The organism is Bradyrhizobium sp. in8p8 (assembly GCF_000426845.1).
GTDB classification, from domain to species: domain Bacteria; phylum Pseudomonadota; class Alphaproteobacteria; order Rhizobiales; family Xanthobacteraceae; genus Bradyrhizobium; species Bradyrhizobium japonicum_C.
On sequence record NZ_AUGD01000014.1, the window covers coordinates 23730 to 45715 of the forward strand.

Below are 21986 nucleotides of genomic sequence, written 5' to 3' on the forward strand. Positions count from 1 at the left end.
GACGAGGAAGAGATGGCTAAGTACGGACCGAGAGTCGATGCTTCTGGTTCGATCGTCGGGAGGTGGGCCGGACCCATGTTCGGGTCGGTGTTGTTGCTTCACGGCGGAGCGCCCGCCAGGGCGGAGACCCTCGTGGAAGCCATAGTGAAAGCCTATCAGTCAAATCCGCAGCTGAGCGCGGCACGGGCGCGCCAACGGGCGACCGACGAAAACGTGCCGCAGGCGTTGTCGGGCTATCGCCCGCAGATTGTGGCAAGCCTGAGCGCCGGCCTGCAGCAGGTTCGCAACCTGTTGCCGGACAACGTCGTCCAGACGGTCACGCTAAAGCCGTGGACCGTTGGGCTCACGGTGACCCAGACGCTGTTCAACGGCTTCAAGACCGCCAACAATGTCCGGGTGGCGGAGGCGCAGGTCAGGTCCGGCCGCGAAGCCCTGCGCAACGTAGGGCAGGGGACCCTGCTCAATGCCGTCACCGTGTACATGAACGTACTTGCCAATGGAGCGCTGGTCGACGCGCAGCGCGCCAATATCGCCTTCCTACGGCAGACGCTCTCCAACACTCGCAGTCGTCTCAATGCCGGCGACGTCACGCCCACCGACGCGGCCCAGGCCGAAGCGCGCCTGAACCGCGGCCTTGCCGACCTCAACGCCGCAGAAGTGGCCCTTGCCGTGAGCAAGGCGACCTACACCCAAGTGGTGGGCGGGCCTCCCGCGCAGCTCGTGGCGGCGACGCCGGCGGACCGGTTCTCGCCGCCTACTCTTGCGGATGCGACGAATGTGGCGCGTCAAGAGAACCCGGCCGTCCTTGCCGCGCAGCTCGATGTGGATGTCGCCCAATCTTCGATCGCAGTGGCGGAAAGCGGGCTGCTTCCGACCGTTTCCGTGCAGGCCAGCGTCAGCCGCGCCGTGCAGAATGATCCTACCCTCGCGACTTCGCGCATGGATCAGACTTCGGTTTTGGGCCAGGTCGGCGTTCCCCTCTACGATGCAGGCATGGCCGCCGCCCAGACCCGCCAGGCCAAGGAGGTCACTTCGCAAAGCCGGCTAGTCCTGGAGCAGGTGCGCAATCAGACGCGCACTGCGGCAACCGGCGCTTGGGTCGCCAATGAAGGAGCAAAAGTCGCGGTCACTGCCGCAGAATCCGAGGTGCGTGCCGCGAACGTGGCACTATTGGGGGTGCAGCGGGAGGCGCAGGCAGGACAGCGCACGACGGTCGACGTACTCAACGCCCTGCAGGATCTGACCAATGCCCGAGCTCGGCTGATCCTCGCTCAGCGCGACCGCGTGATCGCATCCTACACGCTCCTCGGCGCCGTAGGGCGCCTCGACGTGAAGACGCTCGGGTTGAACACGCCCGACTATCTGCCAGAGGTCCACTACTACCAAGTCCGGGATGCCTGGCATGGTTTGCGGACGCCTGCAGGACAATAAGTTCATCGAGATCTTCCCTGATCGAGAGAGGTAGTCGGGACCGCGAACATGACGACCTCGGAAGCGGATCTGAAGAAACTCATGCTCGCAAGCCTGGACGGCGATGCGGCTTCGCATCGGGCATTGCTTGAAGCGCTGAGCAGGCGATTACGTGCGTACTACAAAAGAAAACTCGCAAGCACTGGCCGTAGCGCGTCGGAGGCCGAAGACCTAGTTCAGGAAGCGGTCTTGGCCATTCACATCAAGAGACATACCTACGACGCCACCGACCTGCTGACACCATGGGTCCATGCGATCGCGCGCCACAAATTGATCGACTTTCTGCGTCGGACCCGCGCGTCGTTGGCCGATGTGCCTCCGGATGAGGCTGACGAGGCCATGGCATCGGACGAACATGTCGGTGCGGAGAGTTCCTACGACGTCGGGCGGCTCTTGCGACGGCTGCCGCCAAACGTCAAATGTTCCATGGAAGCCGTGAAACTCGACGGGTTGAGCATCGCCGAAGCGGCGCAGCGGTGCGGACTTTCGGAATCCGGGATTAAGGTGAATTCACCGCGGGCTAAAAACCCTGGCCGCGCTGATTGCCCGGGAAGCGAGATCATGAAGACGGATGATTTGATCGCGGCACTCAGTGCCCACGTCGAGCCGGTCGATGCCGATCGGTCGGTCGGACAGTGGGCCTCGCCCTTGCGGCCGCAACGGTTCTGACGTTGGACGGCATATTGGTCGGCCTGGGTACCCGGTCCGATCTGACGACCGGTCACGCCGTCGTTTCCGTGCTCCTGAAGATTGTGTTCGCGGTCGGAATCGTCGTGTTGGCATCGGCCTACCTGATGCGCCTGGCGCGGCCGGGCGGAGAACGTAGGTCCTCTTCGGGGTGGGCCGTCCTCCCATTCGCAGGCATCTTGTTGCTTGCCGCAATCAGCCTCGGGCTGGCGCCCAGTACGCATTGGGCCAAGATGGTCATGGGTGACGAGTGGCTAGAGTGCATTATCTCGATCCCGATCATCGCGATCGTACCTTTCACCGTCGTTATCGCGGCGGTGCGAACGGCGGCGCCGACCAATCTCGTCCGGACAGGTGCCTTTGCGGGTCTTGTTTCGGGCGGCATCAGCGCCATGGGTTACGCGCTTCATTGCACCGACGATTCCTTGCCATTTGTCGCAATCTGGTACGGCGGGACGATTGTGCTCTGCACCCTGGCAGGGGCGATGCTGGGCCCCAGGTTGCTGCGTTGGTAGCGTGACTGAACCGTTTTCACGTCGGCGTGAGCCCTGTAACCGAACGGCGATTTCTTCCGAACTCATCGATGAGAGGGCCTCAAATCCTTCCTTCAAGTGAGCAGGAGCCGGGTCATGTTCAAGCAGACCTTCAGAACTATGTTGCTGGTGCTGCCGTTGGTTGCAGTGTCGGCGAGTGCCTTTGCAGGGGCCACGATTTCGGATCGGCGGTATTGGCCAAACGAGGCCAGGCGGGGCGCGCAAGTGATGTCGAACCCACAAGGTGGCTGGAGCTCTGCGTTCGGCTCGGTTCCCGCGACACCGGGCCACTACTTCGCGCCACCTGTTGATTCGAGCAGGCGGGTTTGGAGATATCAGGGAGGCCCGAAGTCCCCGATGATACAGAACTAGACCAAGTCGACGCCCTGTCAGTCGGCGAGCGCATCGAGCAACGTGCTTAGGCAGCGGTCGCCGCAAGCGCCTTGTTTGCGGGCGTTTCCGGTCCGATCTGCTTGATCTCGATCAAGAAGAAGGTTTCGGCAAGTTGTTTACTTACTATTGGGTAGCAGGAGTTCACGATGTCGGTGCAAGATCGTTCCGGTCACCAAGGACATGCGCCTGAGGGTTTGTCGCTCAAATCGCGTGCCGGGCTGGTTCTGATCGGATTTCTGATCATCGCAGGTGCCCTGCTGTTCACTGAGCATAGAGCGCACGTGCTCGGATTGCTTGTCTGGCTCCCAATCCTCGCCTGCCCGCTGATGCATTTGTTCATGCATCACGGACACAGGCATCATCACGCCGACAATCAACAGAACGATCCAAGGAGCGTGTGATGCATGATTCTACGCCCGCTTACGGCCTCTGGAGCCTTGTCATCGTCAACTCCGCGGTCTTCATCCTGTTCGCATACAGCTTCTTCAAGCCGCAGACCTCCCGGGACTGGCGTTCGTTCGGCGCATTCAGTGCGTTTCTGGTGGCGCTATTCGTGGAGATGTACGGCTTCCCGCTCACCATTTACTTCCTCTCGGGCTGGCTGCAGTCGCGGTTTCCTGACGTGGACTGGTTCTCGCACGACGCCGGTCATCTGCTCGAGATGGTGTTCGGTTGGAAGGCCAATCCGCACGCCGGACCGTTCCACATCCTGAGCTTCATCTTCATCGCCGCCGGGTTCATTCTGATCTCCGCCGCCTGGAAGGTGTTGTACGACGCGCAGCAGACGCGCAGTCTCGCCACGGCCGGTCCCTACAGCTATGTGCGCCATCCGCAATATGTCGGCTTCATCCTCGTCATGTTCGGCTTCCTGTTGCAGTGGCCGACAATTCTCACGCTCGCAATGTTTCCGGTGCTGACGATCATGTACGTGAAGCTCGCGAGAAACGAGGAGTTGGACGCCGAGTCGGAGTTCGGCGAGGCCTATACGAAATACGCTGCGGAAGTCCCAGGCTTCATACCGCGCCTGAGCCGAATTCTCGGGCAGGGCTCGACCGGCCGCACCTATCGTCACGGTTGATCCGGCTGCCACGATGCGCGACGCACCGTATCGCTGGCGTCTGTCCTCGATGCTGTTGGCGGCCTCCGGTATCCTGTTGATCGGGGTCGGCGTCTACTTCCTCCTCCTTCGGCCTCCCCTGCTGCCGGAGGACATCCGGTACATGAGCCTTACTTCGATCGAATTGCAGTTGATCGGGCCCAGACTGACATCATGGCCCACCCATGTCTTCCGCGTGATGGGCGGCTACGTGACGGCTACGGGAATGCTCGCGCTCACCCTGGCGTTGACGTCCTTCCGAGACCATCGCGCTGTAGCTGCGGTCGGCGCCGGGGTCGCCGGCGGGCTTCGATCGGGTTGATGGCCGCCGTCAACTTCATGATCCATTCCGATTTCAAGTGGGTTCTGCTCGGCATCGCCCTCGTTTGGGGGGTGAGCATTGTCATGTTCGTCCGAGAAGCCGTCGTTTCTCCGAAGGCGGCCGAGCCGGCCGGTTCGAAGCACCAGCGCCGAGCGCGATAACGGCAAGCGGACGTCTGTCACGCTCATTCAGACATGTTGCGGATAGAGTGAGAGGTCTAACTCGCGTTCGAGGACGTAGTGCGGCTGAATTGCGAGGCCGGACAGGAGAGACCGGGTGCGCCGAGACCGCACGAAAGTAGTTCGGACCAAATATCTTCCGACGTTTCCGCGAACCGGAAGAGATCGCAGTCGGATCGATCGATCGTGCCGCTGTCGATCAGCGCCTCGAAGTTGACGGCAGACCGCCAGTATTGTTCGTCAAACAGAACGATCGGAATGGCCGGCGCCTTCTTCGTCTGCCGCAGCGTCAGGATTTCGAACAACTCGTCGAAAGTCCCGAAGCCTCCCGGGAACGCAACGAGCGCATTGGCGCGCATGGCCAAGTGCATTTTCCGCATTGCGAAATAGTGGAATTGAAAGGTCAGCGCTGGCGTGGAGTAAGGGTTTGGTTGTTGCTCCTCCGGAAGCGTGATGTTGAAGCCGATGGAAGGCGCTCCCGCGTCGCCGGCTCCTCGGTTTGCAGCTTCCATGATTCCCGGGCCACCGCCGGTCGCGATGACGTTGTCTCGAAGGCCGCCGTTCGAAGTCAGGGCGCCACCGCGTTCGGAGGCCAAGCGCGCGAACGCGCGTGCTTCCCGATACCATCGGGAGTGCGATTCAGGCCCATCCTCCCGAACTCGTGCCGACCCGAAAACGACGATAGTGGATCGGACGCCCCACGATCTCAGGCATTCCTCGGCCTTTGCGTACTCCAGCAGGAATCGTACCCCACGCATGGAATCGCCAAGCAGAAAGCCTTGATCGAGGGCAGCTAAAGTGTAGGCGGGCGAGTCCAGTTGCTCGATGTTCGAGGGACGAAAGGTCTCCTTGGACGTCTGTGGGGTGTCGTCCATTACAACTTCCGCATCAAAATATATCGCCTTTACTATTCCTTCTGCCAACTACACTGTCTCACTAGATCAATAAAGCGCAACCGAAATCTAGCTTCTGCTTGACCGGTTGCCGAAGCCTCCGATCTTCCGATCTCCGTTCGGCCACTCGCCAGCGGAGCGAACGGTCTGGTCCGCAATTCAGAGGGACTGAATGAGTTTGAAGTTGTCTTTCTTGGGGGGGCGGGGACGGTTACGGGCTCCAAATATCTTCTCGAATCCCCGTCCCATCGGATTCTCATCGATTGCGGTCTCTTTCAAGGCGGTCGGTCTCTTCGCTAGATGAATTGGGAGAGATTCCCGGTCCAGCCGGCCGGCATCTCCGCTGTCGTCCTAACCCACGCCCATCTCGATCATTCCGGCGGGCTTCCCCTTCTGGTGAAGCAGGGATTCGCCGGAGCGATCATCTGTTCCGAAGCGACAGCCGCCCTATGCGAGGTGCTGCTGCGCGACTCTGGGCATCTGCAGGAGCAGGATGCGCGATTTGCCAACAAGCGCGGCTTCTCCAAACATAAGCCTGCTCTTCCGCTCTACACGGTAAAGGATGCCGAAGCGGCCCTGCGTCTGCTGAAGCCAACATCTTTTCACGATGACCACAGCCTGCCGGGCGGCGCAAATCTGGTGCTCCGACGCGCCGGCCACATCCTGGGGGCTTCCTGGATTGAGATCGGGTGGGAGCGAACCTCGATCGCATTTTCCGGCGACCTTGGTCGGCACGACGATCCGATCATGCTGCAGCCCGAGCCGTTGGCAAAAACCGATTACCTCGTCGTCGAATCGAACTATGGCGACCGCTCGCACCCGAAGATCGATCCTCAACGTACGATCGAGGAGATCGTCGGCACGACGGCGAAACGCGGCGGCACGGTGGTCATTCCGGCGTTTGCGGTTGGCCGTGTTCAGGCGCTGCTTTACTACTTCGCACGCATCAAATTGGCCGGTGGCCTGCGCAACGTGCCGATCTTCCTCGACAGTCCGATGGCCGTCGATGCGAGCGAAATCTTCTGCAAATTCAGGTCCGATCAAAAGTTGTCGCACGAGGAATGCAAGAGAACGTGCGCTGTCGCGACTTATATCCGTTCCGTCGAGGATTCGAAGCGCCTGAGCGACAGCCCAGTTCCGAAGGTCATTATTTCCGCGAGCGGAATGGCGACCGGCGGCCGGGTGCTCCATCATCTGAAACGCTTCGCGTCGGATCAGAAGAGTACGGTCTTGTTTGCAGGCTATCAGGCCGAGGGGACGCGAGGGGCGGCGATGATATCAGGTGCAAGGACGATCCGGATCCACGGCGAGGATGTCCCGGTCGCCGCCGAGGTTCGCAACATCGATGCCCTTTCTGCACACGCGGATGCCGACGAAACAATCGAATGGCTCAAGAGCGCCGGGGCAGCGCCGAGGAGGACGTTCGTTACTCATGGCGAGCCGCGAGCCGCCCGGGCGCTGCAGACTCGCATCGCGAAGGAACTGGGATGGACCTGCATCCTGCCTGAACGAACTCAGGAGACTCGGTTGAACGAAGCAGTGATCCCACAAGCCAGTTCGTGGATCACCGCGCTCCGATCATTGATCCTTCTTAGGCCCGATATGATGCGGCAAATCGGACTTGGGTCCGCCGCCATAGTGATGGCTGCCGCCGGAGGACTTCTTCTTCGGGGCCGTACTCTCTTTCTTTCCCATGTGGTGCGGCTCGGCCCTTGGTCCACCTGAATAGTGATGTCCGCCATCGCTCGGGGAAGGGGCGGTCTGCGCGATTGCCGGCAGCGTAACGAAGGAGGCAATGGTTGCGGCCAAAAACAACTTGCGGGCGTTCATTTTCTTTCTCCTGTTTCGACGAAGTTCTTTCAAGGGCAATCAAACCAGATGTCTGATTCAGAAACAATCAAGCTGAACCTCGAGCGGAACAGTTGAGCCAGATCAAGAGTCGCTCCCATCGAAGCAGTCTGCAATGCACAAATTGGGGGCAGCGATTCGCGACGCGCGAGCCTCGGATTTCTTACAGGCTCATTAGATTTATTTTTGAGTCAGTTCGGGTCACCAACAACTAACAGAGTAGGATCCTTCGGCCACCGCGGTTACGGCTTGGGCTGTCGCCTAATCGGTTCGGTCAACGCGCACCGCGAAATCGTCGCGCGCCTGAAATGAGGACGCGACATTCGCTATGCCGTTCTGCGATGCCTACTGGAGTAGGCTCCTCAACCGCAGCTACGACTACGAAGAAGAGATCAACGCTCTCCCGCACTGCGGGCGCGATGAGAGGTATGAGTTCGTCGATTGCTGCGCAAACTTCGGATACTGGTCGGTCCTCGCCTCGAGCAAGCCCTTCGGCGCGCAACACGCGCTTGCGATCGAGGTGGGTGGCTTGAACGTGAACGTCTGAATCGGAATGCTGAGCTTAATGGGAATCGCTTCCGTTGCCGTCACGCCGCGATCGCAGGTGCAGCCGGCGAGGCGCGGGGACAAGTCACGAGAAGCTCGAAACCGTGCCTGGCTCCGATAGGAAGCATTCCGTGTCGCGCTATCTCATGGAAGAGAACTCGCTTTCGCTGATGGTGTTCGATCCTGCCGTCCGGAGGTTCGTCAGGCTCGACGATCTTCGCCTGCTCGACCGCATGAAGCGACACCGATGGGTCGGATACAACGTCTTCGCCAGGTCCGGTCGTTCCTGGAAGGAGCGCCTACTTTCGGCTTGCAGCCACCAATGAACGTTGACGTCGTGGAATGGGCGAGAAGGCAGAGCTAACAGGAGCCGGTCGAGGCCTTCGGTTTTGGCACATGCGGGAGAGGCGCGCTCGGCTCCAACCGACTCCGCCACAATCCGATGGTCAACGGCCTGGGCGATCGGCCCTTCTTTCAATGCCGGCTGCAGTTGCTATCGAGGTCCCCCGCTGTTGAAAGCTGGAAAACTAACAGCCACCAATTAGTGACGACGGGCGCCTCGATCTATTACACCGAACTGACGCAAAAAGATTGCTTGGCCGCACGGCTTCCATTTGACATTGGTCAATGTGAGCTCGGCGAGCGGCCATAGCGTCCCGACACCAGTGCCGAAACTGGCCGCCAAAAATCACGAATTGGAGATCACGATGAAGTTCATCAGTCAAGGAAGGCTTGCGGCAGCTATCGCGCTCGCAGCGATCTTGGGCGTGTCCGGGGCTGCGTCTGCCCAGCAGCAGACGCCGGACAATCAGAATCAGCAGAATGCCCCGCAACAGAATCCGTCCACTCAGCCGAGGTCCGGCATGGGCCACGAGATGATGCGGGATGGGATGGGCAAGATGGGGGACCAAATGCACCGAAAAGGAATGGAAGGCGACCATGGTCGGATGGGGTCGGGAATGAAGCAGGACGGCTCAGCTCCGTCGAGAGATTCTACCGGGACCACCGGCGCGAATCCTTCCGCTGCGCCGTCGACTGGCTCCAAGTAGTCTACCAAGGGAACGGTTGCCCGACAGATCAGAATAGCCCCGGACTGTCGGGCACACTCTGTTGTCGCCACAGGGAGACTTCCCTCAAGCGGCAACAGAGTTCGAAGATGGATCGAACTGCTATCATCGCCTCGACGATCATAAGACGATGATGCGCCTTGAAGGCCGGTGCAGGTCGACCATTGGGCGAGTTTCGAACCAGAAAATGGCGAACCTACACCGATCGATCTCGGCGGGTCGACTGAGGCTTTCAAGACAGAACGACAGTGAGAACGGCTGCGAATGGCGGGCAACGGAGAGCCAATGATCGGTCACGCCACGACGCACAAATTCTTCGAGATAGTCCTCGGTCAGGCCGAGCGCAGCTCGTTTCCGCCGTTGGTTGGAGCGATCGCCTTCCTTTCCACGCTGACGATGAGCGTTCCCGTGGAGTGGTTGGTAGTCGTGGCGTCCCTGGCCTGCCGACGCCGATGGACGATGATCGCCTTGATGGCGGCCGTCGGAAGCGCGACCGCGTCCCTCGGCCTGTACCTCACCTTTCACCATTTCGGCTGGAGCATATTGCTTGCGCGTTACCCCGAGCTTGCGGACTCGCAAGCTTGGTCGCAGGCGACGGATTGGCTGTCGAAATACGGTATCCTCGCCATATTCGCAATGATGGCCTTGCCGCTGCCCGTTCCCAAAGTGCCGATGCTCGCGGTAGCTGGAATCTATCGACTGCAGACCGCTGACGTCTTCGTCGCCATTCTTGCCGGGAAGATCATCAAGTACTTGGCATATGCATATCTAGCCGTTCGCTTTCCCGAGGCCCTGCGCTTCCTCACCCAACGCGGTTCGCGCGCCCACCGCGTTCCTTATCGAGTGCGAAGCCTGATGGTTGCCCGTATGACAACGAGCCGTAAGATACGAACTTTCGTCACCCCTGCCGGTGGCGCGGAAACCCATCATCAGGAATGAAGGGGAGCAGGCTTGCCTCACGAAACGACTGGCCGCGGGACCGGCCGGACGCTGAAGATAGCGATCTTCGTACGAGAGCGGCTTTGGGACACGATCACCGTGAGATCTGTGCTGCCGAAGTCTCAGCGCGATCTCCGCCTCGATCTATTTCGCGGACTGGCGAACTGGCTGATCTTCCTGGGTCACATCCCGGACTCGGCGCTCGCCTGGTTCACCACCCGGAACTACGGCTTCAGCGATGGAGCCGACCTGTTCGTGTTGATCTCCGGATACACCGCGACCCTCGTATTCGGTAAGATTATGATGGATCGCGGCTTTGTAGTCGGAGCGACGAGGCTGTTACGCCGAGTGTGGCAACTCTATGCCGCCCATTTGCTGCTTTTCTTGTTTTACCTCACTTCGGTGCATTACCTTTCGCACAGGTTCGATGATCCGCATCTTATGGATCAATTCAACGTCGCGCACCTTATGAATTTTCCCGTCGAGACGCTTTCGCAGGGATTGGCGCTGAAATTCAAGCCGCTCAATCTCGACGTCCTGCCACTCTACATCGTGTTGATGGCGGCATTCCCGATCGTACTTTGGTTCATGCTGCGATGGCGCAACGCCGTCGTGGTCGGATCGATCGGGCTATACCTGGCCGCTCGCCACTACGGCTGGAACTTCCAATCCTATCCTGCGGGAGTGTGGTACTTCAATCCCTATGCCTGGCAGTTGCTCTTCGTTCTTGGAGCCTGGCTCGCGCTCGGGGGCGCCGAGGCCAGTCGAAGGCTGCTCCGTTTTCGGATTCTCTATGCGCTTAGTGCCGGCGTCTTGCTGTTTGCTCTCGTGATCACCCTGGCGGAGCGGATTCCGGAGCTACGACAGCTCATTCCCGATTCGATCGATGAAATGTTCATCCCCAACGACAAGACCAATCTCGCGCCTTACCGAGTGATCCATTTGGCCAGCCTGGTATTCATCGTCGTCGCTCTCATTCCCATCGACTGGCCCGGATTGCAGTGGCCCATCTTCAAGCCGCTGATCAGGTGCGGCCAGCAATCGTTGCCGGTCTTTTGCGTGGGTCTCTTTCTTTCTTTCGTGGTCCATTTTGTGCTGGAATTCGGTTCGAAGGGGATTTTGGTCCAGCTCCTGGTCGGCGCCGCCGGCCTGTGCATCCTGACGATCATCGCTTACTATCGCACTTGGTCGAAGCAGCTCGACAAGAGTTTGTCTTCCGGGGGAAATAGATCGACGCCGGCAGGCGCAGGTGGCGAGCCGCAAATCTAGCCGACGGACCAAGATCGTCCGTCGGGTGGGGGAGCGTATGGTGGACGCGGATGATAACCTCGGAGCGGATCTTCAACGAGCAAACGCAAGGCGCGATTCTGCACGGACTTCACTGGACCGCGTCGGCCATCGAACTGCTCGGTGTGGTGGTGATCGTCTGCGGCGTGGTAGCCGCAACCGTCTGGTCGCTTCGCGAATTGCGGCACGGGGGATTTGCCGATGCATTTCGCTCTTATCGGGCGAACCTCGGTCGAGGCATTTTGCTCGGGTTGGAGTTCCTGATTGCCGCCGATATCATCGGTATGGTCGCGATAGTGCCGTCATTCGATCGACTGGGAATCCTTGCCCTTATTATCGTGATCCGCACCTTCTTGAGCTTCTCGCTTCAGATTGAAATCGAGGGCCGGTTGCCTTGGCAGCGGCGCACGTCGCTTGCCGACGAGGCTGATCGCGCCGAACTCTAAACGGGCGATCAGACCCCGCGAGAGGACGTACGGCCGTACAGGAACTCGAACATGCGTTCCAGCGCGGCGTCGCGATTTATTCGGGTCGCCTCGATCAGCGAGGCGGTCAGGCCGATGAACGTCCGTTCGGCGCCAAGGTACGGATTGTCTCCTGCAAGCGGGACATGGGTATCGCGGATCGAGCTGGCAAGTTCCGGGAGTCCGCGGAGCCACGGCGAAAAGGATGACGAGAGCAGATAACGGCTCATCCGCATCGGGTGAAACCATTTGGCTGCTTCCGCCGTCAAGGGATTCGAGGTGGCCTGGACGAAGGGACTGAACAAGGTCCTGTAGATGGCTTCAGCCGCCTCCGAAAAATCCCTAATTCGCTCGAAAGCAGGATCCGGCGGCAGGAATTTGAGCTCTTCGACACGTCGGGATTCGAACCGAACCGCAAAAGGCAGATTGGACGCGCCCGAAGAGTCTGCCTCTTCGATCTTCATCTCGTATAGGCCCGGTGCCAGCCCTTCGATTTCCGAGAGGCTGGCAAGAATGGCCCGGTGCTCGCGTTGGGCAATCTTAGCAGAGACGAAAATTCCCAAATGGCCTACGTGGGGGTTCGTCAAATAGACGATGCGTTGGCCAGCCTGGATCAGCTGTTCCGTGGTCTTGTACACGACGGGAATCCAGCCGAGCGCCTGGTGCGGCGGCGTGATGTTGTCGCCGTAGGAGGCAAATATCACGAGCGGGTTGCTGATGCGGCGAAGGTCGGCGAAGCAGTGTTCACAGATTCGGAAGCGGCCGCCCTCGAGCTGATTGCCGATGAACAGGTTCTCGACGATCGCCAGGATTTCCTCACGGCTGAGGAAGAAGAAGCTCCCCCACCAGCGCTCGAAGTCCAGAAAGCGTTCGCGTTCCCGATCGATATGCGTGAACAGATCGGCGTATTTCTCCCACTGTGCCTCGGGCTTGAGATTCTCGAAGTTCTGGGCGAGCCAGGCGCCATCGAACCGGCCGTCGCTGAGATCGGACACGAGGTGTACAAGCCAGGCTCCCCCGTTGAACCCGGCGGCGAGGCGCATGGGGTTGATCCCTGCTTCTCCCGACCAATAGGAGAGGGGCGACCCGTTGAGTACCGCCGGACCGACGAGGCCACTGCAATCCGCCGAAAGCAGGGTGACCGCCCAACCGGCCTGACAATTGCCGTAAAGGATAGGCGGTCGATCTGGGTGGCGGTGGGCTACGGCTTCCACGAAGCGCCGGAGCGCGTGCAACACATCGGCGAGGGTTTGTCCATGACAAGGTTGCGGAAAAAACGAGACGAAATAGACCGGATTGCCGTTGGCGAGGGCGATGCCCACTTCGGAGTCCTGCTTGAATCCGCCGATGCCCGGCCCATGTCCCGCCCGCGGGTCCAGGATCAATATCGGCGGCTTCTTCTCGCTGCCTGGACCGCTGGCAGATTCGTGCTCGGGTAGGATGCGCAGCAAGACGTAATTGACCGGACGCTCGAACTGGCGCGCGTCGAGAATCGTCTCGAAGCGGAAGTCCAGGAGAGGCGGCAGCCCCCGGCGCTCATGCTCGATCAGATCGTCGGCTCGTTGTCGAAGCGTGTCCCAGAAGAGGATCGAACGTTCCCAAAAATCGCGACTGTATGCCCATAATGCGCCCTGATCCGTTGCCGGGTTCAGGAGGCGGTCGCGTGCCTCTTCGAAGCCGCCGTCAGCACGACCGTCACGATTGGTTTCTTGCGGCACGCATTGCGTGCAGGTGGAAGCTTGCATTGGGCCTGCCTCATGCCTCACCGCTGTCGGAAGAGGAAGCTGGTAGCGAAACTGGCGGCGCGAGACCACTGTAATTTTTCAGCGGACTCTCCGTCTATATTAATTGGTGCGCCCAATCTGCCGTCTGGCTCGACTTGCGCTGTTGATCTGGCTCAACTTGATCCGGTCCTGAGTTGGTAGGCAAGCTGGGGGCATCCATCAGCGTCACGATAGGAGATAGGCCATGGATAATATCAAGAGGTTCGTTGCGATAACGGCGGTTGCCGTCCTGGGCCTGGCTGCTGGGTCGCCGGCGGGCAAGCTTGTGGCGGCGGAACGCGCGCAGCTTGCCATGATGGACGAGATGAAGAAGAAACCCGATTCGTCCAGCGGCACCACGAACAACATGGGGAACATGGGGCAGCCCGGCAGCCAGTCGCAGAGCACTGGCGGCGGTCGCATGGACGACAAGATGAAGATGCCCATGCCGGGTCAGATGCAGGACTGTCAGGGCGCCGGCTGTCAGCCGCGCGACTCCAACATGATGCCGATGATGCAAATGATGGAGCGAATGCATGGCCGCATGAATCAGCAGATGAACGGCATGGGTTCCGGTGCCGGTGCAAGCGCGAGCGGCCCCGCCGACGTCACCGAGCGACTGGAGGGGCGCATCGCGTTCCTCAAGACCGAGTTGCAGATCACCGACAAGCAGACGGCCGATTGGAACGTTCTGGCGGACGCGCTGCGCTCCAGCCGTCAGCACCTGCTGGAAGCGCGCAAGCTGCTGGTGATGGATGACAAAGCGGCCGGCCCCGAGCGCCTTGACCGCTACGAGCATCATTTGGGTGAGCGCTTGGAAGCGATCAAATCGGCGCGCTCTGCATTCGCTCGGTTGTACGGGACCCTTAGCGACGGGCAGAAGCAGACGGCTGATGCCATCCTGCTGCCTTTAATCGCGACGTTCTGACGACCTCTTCGTGAAGGCAGAGGCCATGTCGATATTCGAGCTGGTGTTTCGAAATCGCGGTGGTCTTTGGGTGGCGGGCCTCTGCACCCTATTTCTCGCAGGGGCCTCCATCGCTGCAACCGCGCAGCTCTCGGCAGAGCAGCTACGGGATCGCGATAGCCCCAAGCGTCTCGATGCGGAGTTCGGATGGCCGGCCGATTTGCGGTTGGCGCAGGCCGAGGACAATCACTCGGCGCATCATCCCGGCGCTCCCGGCTCCGGAGGCGCGAGCGCTCCTCAATCGAACAGTCCGGCAGCTCCAAGTGGCGGCTCGCCGGCACCTTCGTCGAGCGGCTCCAATCCGGGCATGATGGGCGAAACCGGGATTATGGGCGAGATGATGGGCCGCCCACGCAAGGAGTTCTATCCATCGTTGATGGAAATGCCTGCCCTCTCCGCTGAGCGGCGGCGCGACCTTGAATCCGAGGCCCGTGCCCGCATCAACTCCGGAATCGATGGTCTTTCTGCCGCGGAAGCGAACCTGCGCCATGCCATGGCGGGAGGCGACATCGCCGCCGCCGATCAGGCTTCCGGTCGAATTCGCGGGTCTCTCGATCAGGTGCAAAGCGGCGTGACCGTGCTGCGTTCGTTGAGCGAAGGAAAATCTCCGCAGCAGATCGCGCAAAATTGGTTCAAGGCGCAGATGAATCTCCTGCCGCCGCCGGCGACCTTCACTGCCGAGGGAGTCCTGGGCATTTCCTGGTTTCATGTCGTAACGATGGGACTGCTCGCGGCCTTCTCGTCGGGGATGCTTGCGGTCTATGTGGCGCGAATGCGCCGAGCCAACGCTCTGGTCGATAGGCTGACAAAGGCGCCGGCGCTCGCACCGACGCCACCGGTTGCCTCGCCGGCGTTTCAGCGGCAGGGCGGGTCGAGCGATGGCCCTGCGGTCAAGCCATCGTTTACGCGCAGCGACTCTCCGGAAGGAACTGCGACGGTTTCGACGATGCGCGCAACCGGCGGTTCGACGACGCCGGGGCAGCTCTGGAAAGGCAAACTCAAGGTCTGCGCAATCTTCAAGGAAACTCCGAGCGTGAAGACGTTTCGTCTCCGGGATCCGGAAGGCGGCTCGATTCCTTTCACGTTTCTTCCCGGCCAGTTTCTGACCTACTCCGCCCAGATCGACGGGAAGACCGTCAGGCGATCCTACACTATCGCGTCATCCGCCGCCCAGACGGCTTACGTCGAGACCACCATCAAGCGCGAGGACGGCGGAGTCTTCTCCGACTACATGCACGACAAGATCAAAGAAGGAGACCTGCTCGACGTGATGGCTCCCTCCGGCGCCTTCACTTTCAGTGGAAAGGAGGCCGACAGCGTCGTGTTGATCGGCGGGGGGGTCGGTATCACGCCGTTGATGGCTGCGATAAGGTATCTGTTCGACATCGCTTGGCCGGGCCAAGTCCACCTGGTGTACGGTGCGCAGACGACCGAACAGTTCATCTTCAGGGACGACCTGGAATACCTGCAGCGGCGGATGAACAATCTCCACGTCGCAGCCACTATGGCGCGCGCGGCCGGCACGTCGTGGATGGGAAGCGAGGGCCAGATCACGGCCGATTTCCTGACGCGGGCCGTCCCCGATCTGGCCCGACGCCGTGTGCATCTGTGCGGCCCTCCCGGAATGATGCAGGCGATCAAGAAGACCCTCGGCGAGCTTGGAGTCCCGTCCGAACAGATCAAGACTGAGGCGTTCGGCCCCGCGCTCGGGGCCGTTCCGCCTCCCGGCAGGACCGTCACCGAGAGCACGAAATCCGAGAACGGTGGCGCCGCAGCCATCGGTCCGGCCACGGCGTCCGTCCGCTTCGCCAGATCAGGCAAGGTCGCGCAGTTGCCTCCGGACAAGAGCGTGCTCGAAGTCGCCGAGTCTGTCGGCGTGCCGATCGACTATTCCTGCCGCGCGGGCATCTGCGGCATCTGCAAGACGCACCTGCTGGAAGGCAGCGTCACGATGGAAGTCCAGGATGCGCTCACCGAGGAGGACAGAGCCAAGGGCATGATCCTGGCTTGCCAGGCGAAATCCATCGGAAACCTGGTCGTCGAGGCCTGAGATGGGTGACAGAGAGCGGCTGATCGTCGATGTCGTCCTCGCCAGCCTGCTGTTGCTGATTCCGGCATTCTTGCTTCATTCCGATGAGAGGTTCGCCGGAAGCCTCGCTGGATTTGCTCTCGGCGCGTCGGCCGCCGGCCTGATGCTTCTCCTCCTCGTCTATCCACTCGCGAAGTACGGCCGAAACTTCAAGACCATCGTCACCAGCGTCGTCTCGATGCGCGCGCTACTTGGTTTTCACGTCTACGCCGGCATTGCGGCATCGTTTCTCGCGCTCCTGCATACCGGACACAAATATCAAAGCCCGCTTGGAATCGCGCTCGTAGCCAGCCTGCTGGTTGTTGTCGTCACCGGATTCGTGGGGCGGTACTACTTGCCGCAGACCGCCGCCGAAATACGGGAGCGGCAGTCTCGCCTTGCAACGTTGCGGTCTACCTACGACCGGACCGCGCTCATCCTGTCCGCGCGCGAAGCATCCGCTGACGACGATCCTCCCACGAGTGCTTCAGCGCTGCAGGAAGTGCCGATCCTGCAGCTCGTCGAGGGCATTTCGGATCTCGAGTATGCGATCGGATCCCAAGAGGCCGTCAAGAAGGTCTTCACGCAGTGGATCGGATTCCACGTGCTTGCGGCGATCGCGATGTACGCGCTGTTGGCGCTCCATATCGCAGGCGAGGTCTATTACGGGCTTCGGTGGCTCACGTGAGCGTTCGGGCGCTCATCTACGCGATCTTCGCGACGCTTGCCATCGCGGGCGTGGCGGCGGTATCCGCCGGATTGTACAGGGATGGTTCTATGGCTGTCTCGGGTTGGACGGACGCAGTGCTTCCCGGGCCGCTCTCGGAGAAGCATGCCTTCCTATCCAATAAATGCGAAAGTTGTCATACGCCGACCAAAGGCGTTGAAGCCGCGGCCTGTGTCGCCTGTCACACGACGGCCGCTGCGGATCTCGGGAAGCAAGCGACGGCATTCCACGCGACGAGCAAGGAGTGCCGCGGCTGCCATCTCGAGCATGCGGGCGGCGTGCGGCCGACGAGGATGGATCACGCCGCGCTATTGCGCATTGGGGCGTTTCCACATGAAGCAAACACGTCTGCGCGCGCAATCACGGGACAGATGGTCGCCGATCTGAAGAAATTCCTGCGCGTACCGAATTCCGACGAAGCGGAGAAGGCCAGCCTCGACTGTGTCAGCTGTCACAGCAATCGAGAACCGCACCGCGGACTGTTCGGGCGCGAATGCGCGAGCTGTCACGCAATCGATACATGGAGAATTGCGAAGTTCCTCCATCCTTCGCCCACCTCCAAGGAATGTGCGCAATGCCACCAGGCGCCGCCGAGCCACTACATGCACCACTTCGTGATGATGGACCAGATGATCACGGGGCAACACCATGCGCGTGTAAACCAGTGCTTTCTTTGTCACCGCACCGATTCTTTCAACGACATAAAGGATATCGGTTGGTTCAAACACCATTGAGGGATAGGGACATGACGCCAAATTCGTCTGCGAAGCTTCGACTTTCACGCCGGATGGTTTGCGGTTGCATTCTAGGGATCGCGCTGGCGCCCCTTCCGCTCCGCGCGGCCGCGGCCGTCTTGGTCCACAAGGACCCCAGCTGCGGCTGCTGCGGCGCTTGGGCGAAGCACCTCGACGAGGCGGGGTTCTCCGTCAAGGTTGAAGAAACGAGCGGTCTGAACGCGATCCGCAACCGTCTGGGCGTCCCCTCGGACCTGGCTGCCTGTCATACGGCTGAAATCGTAGGCTACGTCGTGGAAGGGCATGTGCCTGTGGCCGCGATAAACAGGCTGCTTGCTGAACGACCCGAGGCCGCGGGCATCGCAGTGCCCGGGATGCCCCAGGGATCTCCGGGCATGAGCGGCAAACCTCAGAAGTATTCGGTCGTTTTGTTCGGCCCGCACGGACGCCGCACCTACATGGAGTTCATCGGCTCCGACGAAGTCGGCTGAAAACGATGATGGGCAGCAAGAACCCGGGATGTCCGAGCCGGCGCAACCGCGCAAACGAGCCGGCCTATGTGCTCTTTGCAAGCACATTCGCGCGCGAGTTCTACGCGGTCGTGCCGACCTACAATCCGATTCCAAATCTGCTGCTGAGCCCGGGTTGGCGCTTCGTGCGCATCTTGAAGGGCAGGAACGCGCGTCAGCCGTGTCTGCGGGGAAAGTCCGCGATGACGGCTTTCGCCCGGGACGGCTACTACCTGTTTACGAACCGGCAGTTTGCTCCCAAGCTTCCCAAGCCTGCCTCTGGAAGTCCCGAAAACCCTGGCGCGAGCTCGTCGGCGGCCGGCCACATGCTTGATCGCAGCGAACTGTCGGCAGCGTCGCCCGATGAAGGCGCCCTGCGTGGCAGTGTGATCAGCGGCGACGATAACAGGCCGGATGCCGGGGGCACCTGCGGCCCGCGGCACACGTTTGACCTCGATCAACAATGACGAGCCCGTTCGCTCCTATGATAAAATTGAACATGAGCACCCGCTGCGCTGAGAGCTTGAGGCGAGGCATGTCGACGAGGACAAGACTCCTATGTCTTCTGGTCCCGGTGCTCGCCTCAATCTCCACGTTCGACGCCCAGGCGGGCGTGACCATCTCGTATTGCCTCACTTGCAGATGTTACCCGAGTGGCGCCGGAGCCGATGACGATCCGACGTCGACTGATGGGCCGCGCCAAGTAGCTTTCCCGCTTGCTCGGCGAGAGGGGCTGTGGGCGGGTCGGGCCCTACATAGCCCGAGCCGTCCACAACCCCGGGCAACGGAGTAACAGTCGCGGCGTCGCCAAGCAGCTTCTCCGCGATCAACTGCTTAGCAGTCTTCCGTCGAAGCACCCTCAGCAGACGCTGCACAATAGAATGCTGTCTCGGCCCGAACTTCTCAGGGCATTTATCGCTCAGCCGGCCGACAATGGCGAGCGCAGTTAGCTGCGGCTCCTCAGCGAGCCAACCCTCGATCACAGCAACATGCCGGTCGAGCTTGGACGGCATGCGCACCCTGGTTTTATAGGGCCGACGGGTGCGACGGTGCGTGGCTCGCCAACCGACGCCGTCCTGCCAAGCGTCTTCGCAAAAGTCGCTGCGGTCGCCGACGCGGTGCTCGTGTAAGCGGGTTGCGGGCCGCGCGCCTGTCCGGGGCGACGATCGACGCGATTGCCGAGTTCGTCCTGGGTCGCGCGAATCTCGGACAACAGCGCGACTGGATCGAGCGAGCGATACTGATCGCGCAGCCGCTTCTTCACGGCCGCGGTCACCTTGGGATGCGCCAATGCACGCTCATAGGGCGTCGATGGAAGATGATAGCGTTTGATCACTTTAGCCCCTTCGCGACGCTTCTCCTTCAGCTTGAATGACGGCTGGAAGAAGTTGACGTAGAGCCGTGCCGCCGCATAGAGGCGGCCCATCACACGGGCCGTATCGACGCCATCGAAGCGCCCGTAGCCCATCAGGCGACGGACGACCGCACCATTCTTCTGCTCGACGAACGCCTGATCGTTCTTCTTGTAGGCGCGCGAGCGTGTGACTTCGAGCTTTTGTTCGCGACACCATGGCACGACGACATCGTTCATGAAGGCGCTGTCGTTGTCGAAGTCCACGCCGCGCAACAGCCAGGGGAACAGGCTCTGTGCGCGGTTGATCGCCTCGACGACCAGCGAACCTTCCCGCGTCAGCAATGGCAGGCACTCCGTCCAGCCGGTGGCAACATCGACCATGGTCAGGGTCTGGATGAACGAGCCAGCCACCGACGTGCCGCCATGGGCGACCATGTCGACCTCGCAGAAGCCGGGCACCGGGCTGTTCCAGTCATTGAACGTGCGGATCGGGACCTCGCGCCGGATCGCCGAATAGAATCCGGCACGGCGCCGCCTGCCTCCGCTCGCCGCGATCTTCACATCGACGAGCAGGCGATCGATGGTGGCGGCGCTGATAGCCAGGACACGATCACGATCCGACTGGCCAAGCTGCAATCGGCCATGTTGCTCAAGGGCAGGTAGCAAGGTCGGGATCATCACCTTGAGCCGCTTGCCGCACACCCGATCCGACGCCTCCCACAGCGCCGTCAGCGCGTCCTTGATCGTCGCGCCATATCTGCGTCTTCGCTTTCTTGTTGCCTCGACCTCGCCCGGTCCAACCGTCTCGCGTCGCCGGAGCGCGCGCACCGCATGCTTGCGATGCCAGCCCGTCGTCGCGCACAGCTCGTCGAGAATCCGCCCCTTCTCCGCTCGTTTGGCCGACCGGTAGCGCTCCGTTACCGCCCACACCACCTCGCGCCGCGCGCCCATGCTGATCTTTCCCGCCATAGACGCCACCGAACCAATTCGATGGCACCGACCCAATCATCGGCGAGAAGTTGTCCAGTAACATTCTGGATGAGGCAATGCGCATCTCCGACCGGCGCTACTGGCCTAACGAGGCTCGAAGTAGCCCAGGGCAGGCGATCGAAATCCTGCCCCCTTCATACGCGTATCCTGGGGCCGGCCCCGACGCCAAGCCGATGGTGGTTCCGCGACGGAAGGCAAAGCGGGCTCGTTGAGCGCCCAAAAGGGTAGTTGACCGGGCGTTTCTTCTATTGGCGTCGTGCCCAACAGTGGCTATATTTTAGTCTTCGGAATGGCGGTAAATGGGATGATTGGCTTCAGAAAGCCTGCGCGCAGATGGTGGGGGTGGATCGTCGCGATCACGTATCTGCTCGGGTCGTTGACGCCGTCCATCGCCGCGCCGTTTCCGGCCGGCCTCGCCGAAGTAGTGGCTCAGCGCGCCCACGAAACCCTGCCGGCTCATGAGCACGCCCAGAAGCATCAGCACAGCCACGACCACCAGCATAGCCATGACGGGCATAAGCACAGTCACGGCGATGCCAAGGTCGCGGTTCACTCGCATGATGGGACCTCGCCCGCGGCGGGTCATGCTGACCAGGACCGCCCCGACCAGCATGGCAATTGCTGCGGGTCGGTGCTGTGCCTTAACGCCGTGTCCCCTCAAGGGCCTTCGCTCCTGCAGTTCGCACCTCTGCCGTCGCGGTGCGACGCCCGGCCGGATTTGGTTCTTGCCGGCAGAGCGCTGGGTCCGCTGTACCGACCCCCGATAGCCTGAAAGCACGTGAATTGATGGGCTGCCGCGCTCCGGCTTGGGGCGCGAGTACTCGTACGTCGGTGCTTTTCAGGGGATTTACATGCTGGCGCAAATGGCGGCGAACGACGCCGCCGCATTCAATGCATTCACGAGAACGGGATCCAGACGCGCGGTCATCCGGCGCACGATTCTGATTGTTCTGGTCGGCCCGTTTCTTGCCGGCTGTTCGACGACCGTGCCTTTGGTGGGTGCCGATCCCGCAGATCCGGGAGTAAAGGTCCGGCGGGTCGGATACAGGCCCACGGTCGCCCCCTACGTCAGCCTGCGCCCGATCTCGCCGGCCGGATGGCGCGAACAGAATCAGCGCGTGGCGCCCACGCCGAAGAACGAGCGGTAGGG

At 61.1% G+C, this 21986-nt stretch carries 24 protein-coding genes and 2 pseudogenes; 21 read left to right on the top strand and 5 right to left on the bottom strand.

All coding sequences use genetic code 11. The features are described 5' to 3' along the window. The first annotated feature begins 75 nt into the window (after positions 1-75). The 7 genes and pseudogenes from K408_RS0129155 to K408_RS43570 all read left to right on the top strand — a co-directional run bounded on the left by K408_RS0129155 (position 76) and on the right by K408_RS43570 (position 4662). Positions 76-1431: a TolC family outer membrane protein gene (locus tag K408_RS0129155; RefSeq protein ID WP_051160794.1), complete on the top strand. Its 1356-nt coding sequence runs from the start codon at positions 76-78 to the stop codon at positions 1429-1431. 48 nt (positions 1432-1479) lie between these two features. After that, positions 1480-2035 (top strand): annotated as a pseudogene (locus tag K408_RS39010) (sigma-70 family RNA polymerase sigma factor). Continuing rightward, a pseudogene (locus K408_RS39015) lies at positions 2032-2672 on the top strand (NrsF family protein). Before K408_RS39010 ends, K408_RS39015 begins: the two co-directional pseudogenes overlap by 4 nt. A gap of 557 nt (positions 2673-3229) precedes the next feature. After that, positions 3230-3484 carry a DUF2933 domain-containing protein gene (locus K408_RS0129170; RefSeq protein ID WP_024343386.1) on the top strand — a complete coding sequence of 85 codons (255 nt, stop codon included), beginning with the start codon at positions 3230-3232 and terminating at the stop codon, positions 3482-3484. Continuing rightward, positions 3484-4161 carry a methyltransferase family protein gene (locus K408_RS0129175; protein ID WP_029674795.1) on the top strand — a complete coding sequence of 226 codons (678 nt, stop codon included), beginning with the start codon at positions 3484-3486 and terminating at the stop codon, positions 4159-4161. The genes K408_RS0129170 and K408_RS0129175 overlap by 1 nt, the downstream gene beginning before the upstream one ends. A 13-nt stretch (positions 4162-4174) precedes the next feature. Further along, on the top strand, positions 4175-4501 hold the full coding sequence (locus K408_RS39020; protein ID WP_245265989.1) for a hypothetical protein: 327 nt from the start codon (positions 4175-4177) through the stop codon (positions 4499-4501). Continuing rightward, a complete protein-coding gene (locus tag K408_RS43570; protein WP_230646703.1) occupies positions 4501-4662 on the top strand; it encodes a hypothetical protein in 162 nt (53 codons plus the stop codon). The genes K408_RS39020 and K408_RS43570 overlap by 1 nt, the downstream gene beginning before the upstream one ends. A 56-nt stretch (positions 4663-4718) precedes the next feature. Here K408_RS43570 and K408_RS39025 read toward each other — a convergent pair whose 3' ends face one another. Next, on the bottom strand, positions 4719-5555 hold the full coding sequence (locus K408_RS39025) for an LOG family protein (protein ID WP_024343384.1): 837 nt from the start codon (positions 5553-5555) through the stop codon (positions 4719-4721). Positions 5556-5873: 318 nt separating this feature from the next. Between K408_RS39025 and K408_RS39030 the strand changes: the two genes are divergently transcribed. The 7 genes from K408_RS39030 to K408_RS0129220 all read left to right on the top strand — a co-directional run bounded on the left by K408_RS39030 (position 5874) and on the right by K408_RS0129220 (position 11706). Next, positions 5874-7298, top strand: a complete 1425-nt coding sequence (locus K408_RS39030; protein ID WP_024343383.1) for an MBL fold metallo-hydrolase RNA specificity domain-containing protein — start codon at positions 5874-5876, stop codon at positions 7296-7298. Positions 7299-7749: 451 nt separating this feature from the next. Continuing rightward, positions 7750-7968 carry a hypothetical protein gene (locus tag K408_RS0129195; protein ID WP_024343382.1) on the top strand — a complete coding sequence of 73 codons (219 nt, stop codon included), beginning with the start codon at positions 7750-7752 and terminating at the stop codon, positions 7966-7968. Between the two features lie 130 nt (positions 7969-8098). Beyond that, a complete protein-coding gene (locus tag K408_RS0129200) occupies positions 8099-8293 on the top strand; it encodes a hypothetical protein (RefSeq protein ID WP_024343381.1) in 195 nt (64 codons plus the stop codon). A gap of 381 nt (positions 8294-8674) precedes the next feature. After that, the gene (locus K408_RS0129205) at positions 8675-9016 is read left to right on the top strand and encodes a hypothetical protein (protein WP_028146033.1); all 342 of its coding nucleotides are present in this window, start codon (positions 8675-8677) and stop codon (positions 9014-9016) included. A 303-nt stretch (positions 9017-9319) separates the two neighbouring features. Next, positions 9320-9973 carry a YqaA family protein gene (locus tag K408_RS39035; RefSeq protein ID WP_162250072.1) on the top strand — a complete coding sequence of 218 codons (654 nt, stop codon included), beginning with the start codon at positions 9320-9322 and terminating at the stop codon, positions 9971-9973. A gap of 99 nt (positions 9974-10072) precedes the next feature. Continuing rightward, positions 10073-11242, top strand: coding sequence for an OpgC domain-containing protein (locus K408_RS0129215; protein WP_433994151.1), 1170 nt, complete (start codon positions 10073-10075; stop codon positions 11240-11242). Positions 11243-11292: 50 nt separating this feature from the next. Continuing rightward, positions 11293-11706 (top strand): DUF1622 domain-containing protein, encoded by a 414-nt coding sequence (locus tag K408_RS0129220; protein WP_024343377.1) that lies wholly within the window; start codon positions 11293-11295, stop codon positions 11704-11706. An 8-nt stretch (positions 11707-11714) separates the two neighbouring features. Here the strand turns inward: K408_RS0129220 and K408_RS0129225 are convergent, their stop codons facing one another. Continuing rightward, positions 11715-13469 carry a DUF3141 domain-containing protein gene (locus tag K408_RS0129225; RefSeq protein WP_024343376.1) on the bottom strand — a complete coding sequence of 585 codons (1755 nt, stop codon included), beginning with the start codon at positions 13467-13469 and terminating at the stop codon, positions 11715-11717. A gap of 223 nt (positions 13470-13692) precedes the next feature. On the opposite strand from K408_RS0129225, the gene K408_RS0129230 reads away from it, so the two are divergent. From K408_RS0129230 to K408_RS0129255, 6 genes are all read left to right on the top strand, one after another. Further along, entirely contained in the window at positions 13693-14415 is a 723-nt protein-coding gene (locus K408_RS0129230; protein WP_024343375.1) for a Spy/CpxP family protein refolding chaperone, read from the top strand. A gap of 25 nt (positions 14416-14440) precedes the next feature. Further along, positions 14441-16504 (top strand): 2Fe-2S iron-sulfur cluster-binding protein, encoded by a 2064-nt coding sequence (locus K408_RS0129235; protein ID WP_024343374.1) that lies wholly within the window; start codon positions 14441-14443, stop codon positions 16502-16504. A gap of 1 nt (position 16505) precedes the next feature. Then, the gene (locus K408_RS0129240; protein WP_024343373.1) at positions 16506-17210 is read left to right on the top strand and encodes an iron reductase; all 705 of its coding nucleotides are present in this window, start codon (positions 16506-16508) and stop codon (positions 17208-17210) included. Beyond that, positions 17207-17983, top strand: a complete 777-nt coding sequence (locus tag K408_RS0129245) for a cytochrome c3 family protein (protein ID WP_024343372.1) — start codon at positions 17207-17209, stop codon at positions 17981-17983. Before K408_RS0129240 ends, K408_RS0129245 begins: the two co-directional genes overlap by 4 nt. Positions 17984-17994: 11 nt before the next feature. Next, entirely contained in the window at positions 17995-18474 is a 480-nt protein-coding gene (locus K408_RS0129250; protein WP_028146037.1) for a DUF411 domain-containing protein, read from the top strand. 221 nt (positions 18475-18695) lie between these two features. Beyond that, positions 18696-18959 carry a hypothetical protein gene (locus tag K408_RS0129255; protein ID WP_155248807.1) on the top strand — a complete coding sequence of 88 codons (264 nt, stop codon included), beginning with the start codon at positions 18696-18698 and terminating at the stop codon, positions 18957-18959. Positions 18960-19124: 165 nt separating this feature from the next. Here K408_RS0129255 and K408_RS44545 read toward each other — a convergent pair whose 3' ends face one another. From K408_RS44545 to K408_RS0129265, 3 genes are all read right to left on the bottom strand, one after another. Then, the gene (locus tag K408_RS44545; RefSeq protein WP_491018465.1) at positions 19125-19505 is read right to left on the bottom strand and encodes a hypothetical protein; all 381 of its coding nucleotides are present in this window, start codon (positions 19503-19505) and stop codon (positions 19125-19127) included. Further along, positions 19472-20815 (bottom strand): integrase catalytic domain-containing protein, encoded by a 1344-nt coding sequence (locus tag K408_RS39040; protein ID WP_063830808.1) that lies wholly within the window; start codon positions 20813-20815, stop codon positions 19472-19474. The genes K408_RS44545 and K408_RS39040 overlap by 34 nt, the downstream gene beginning before the upstream one ends. 298 nt (positions 20816-21113) lie before the next feature. Continuing rightward, entirely contained in the window at positions 21114-21449 is a 336-nt protein-coding gene (locus tag K408_RS0129265) for a hypothetical protein (RefSeq protein ID WP_024342056.1), read from the bottom strand. A gap of 238 nt (positions 21450-21687) precedes the next feature. Here K408_RS0129265 and K408_RS0129270 point away from each other — a divergent pair, with 238 nt between their 5' ends. Then, positions 21688-21984: a hypothetical protein gene (locus K408_RS0129270; protein ID WP_024342055.1), complete on the top strand. Its 297-nt coding sequence runs from the start codon at positions 21688-21690 to the stop codon at positions 21982-21984. Positions 21985-21986 lie beyond the last annotated feature (2 nt).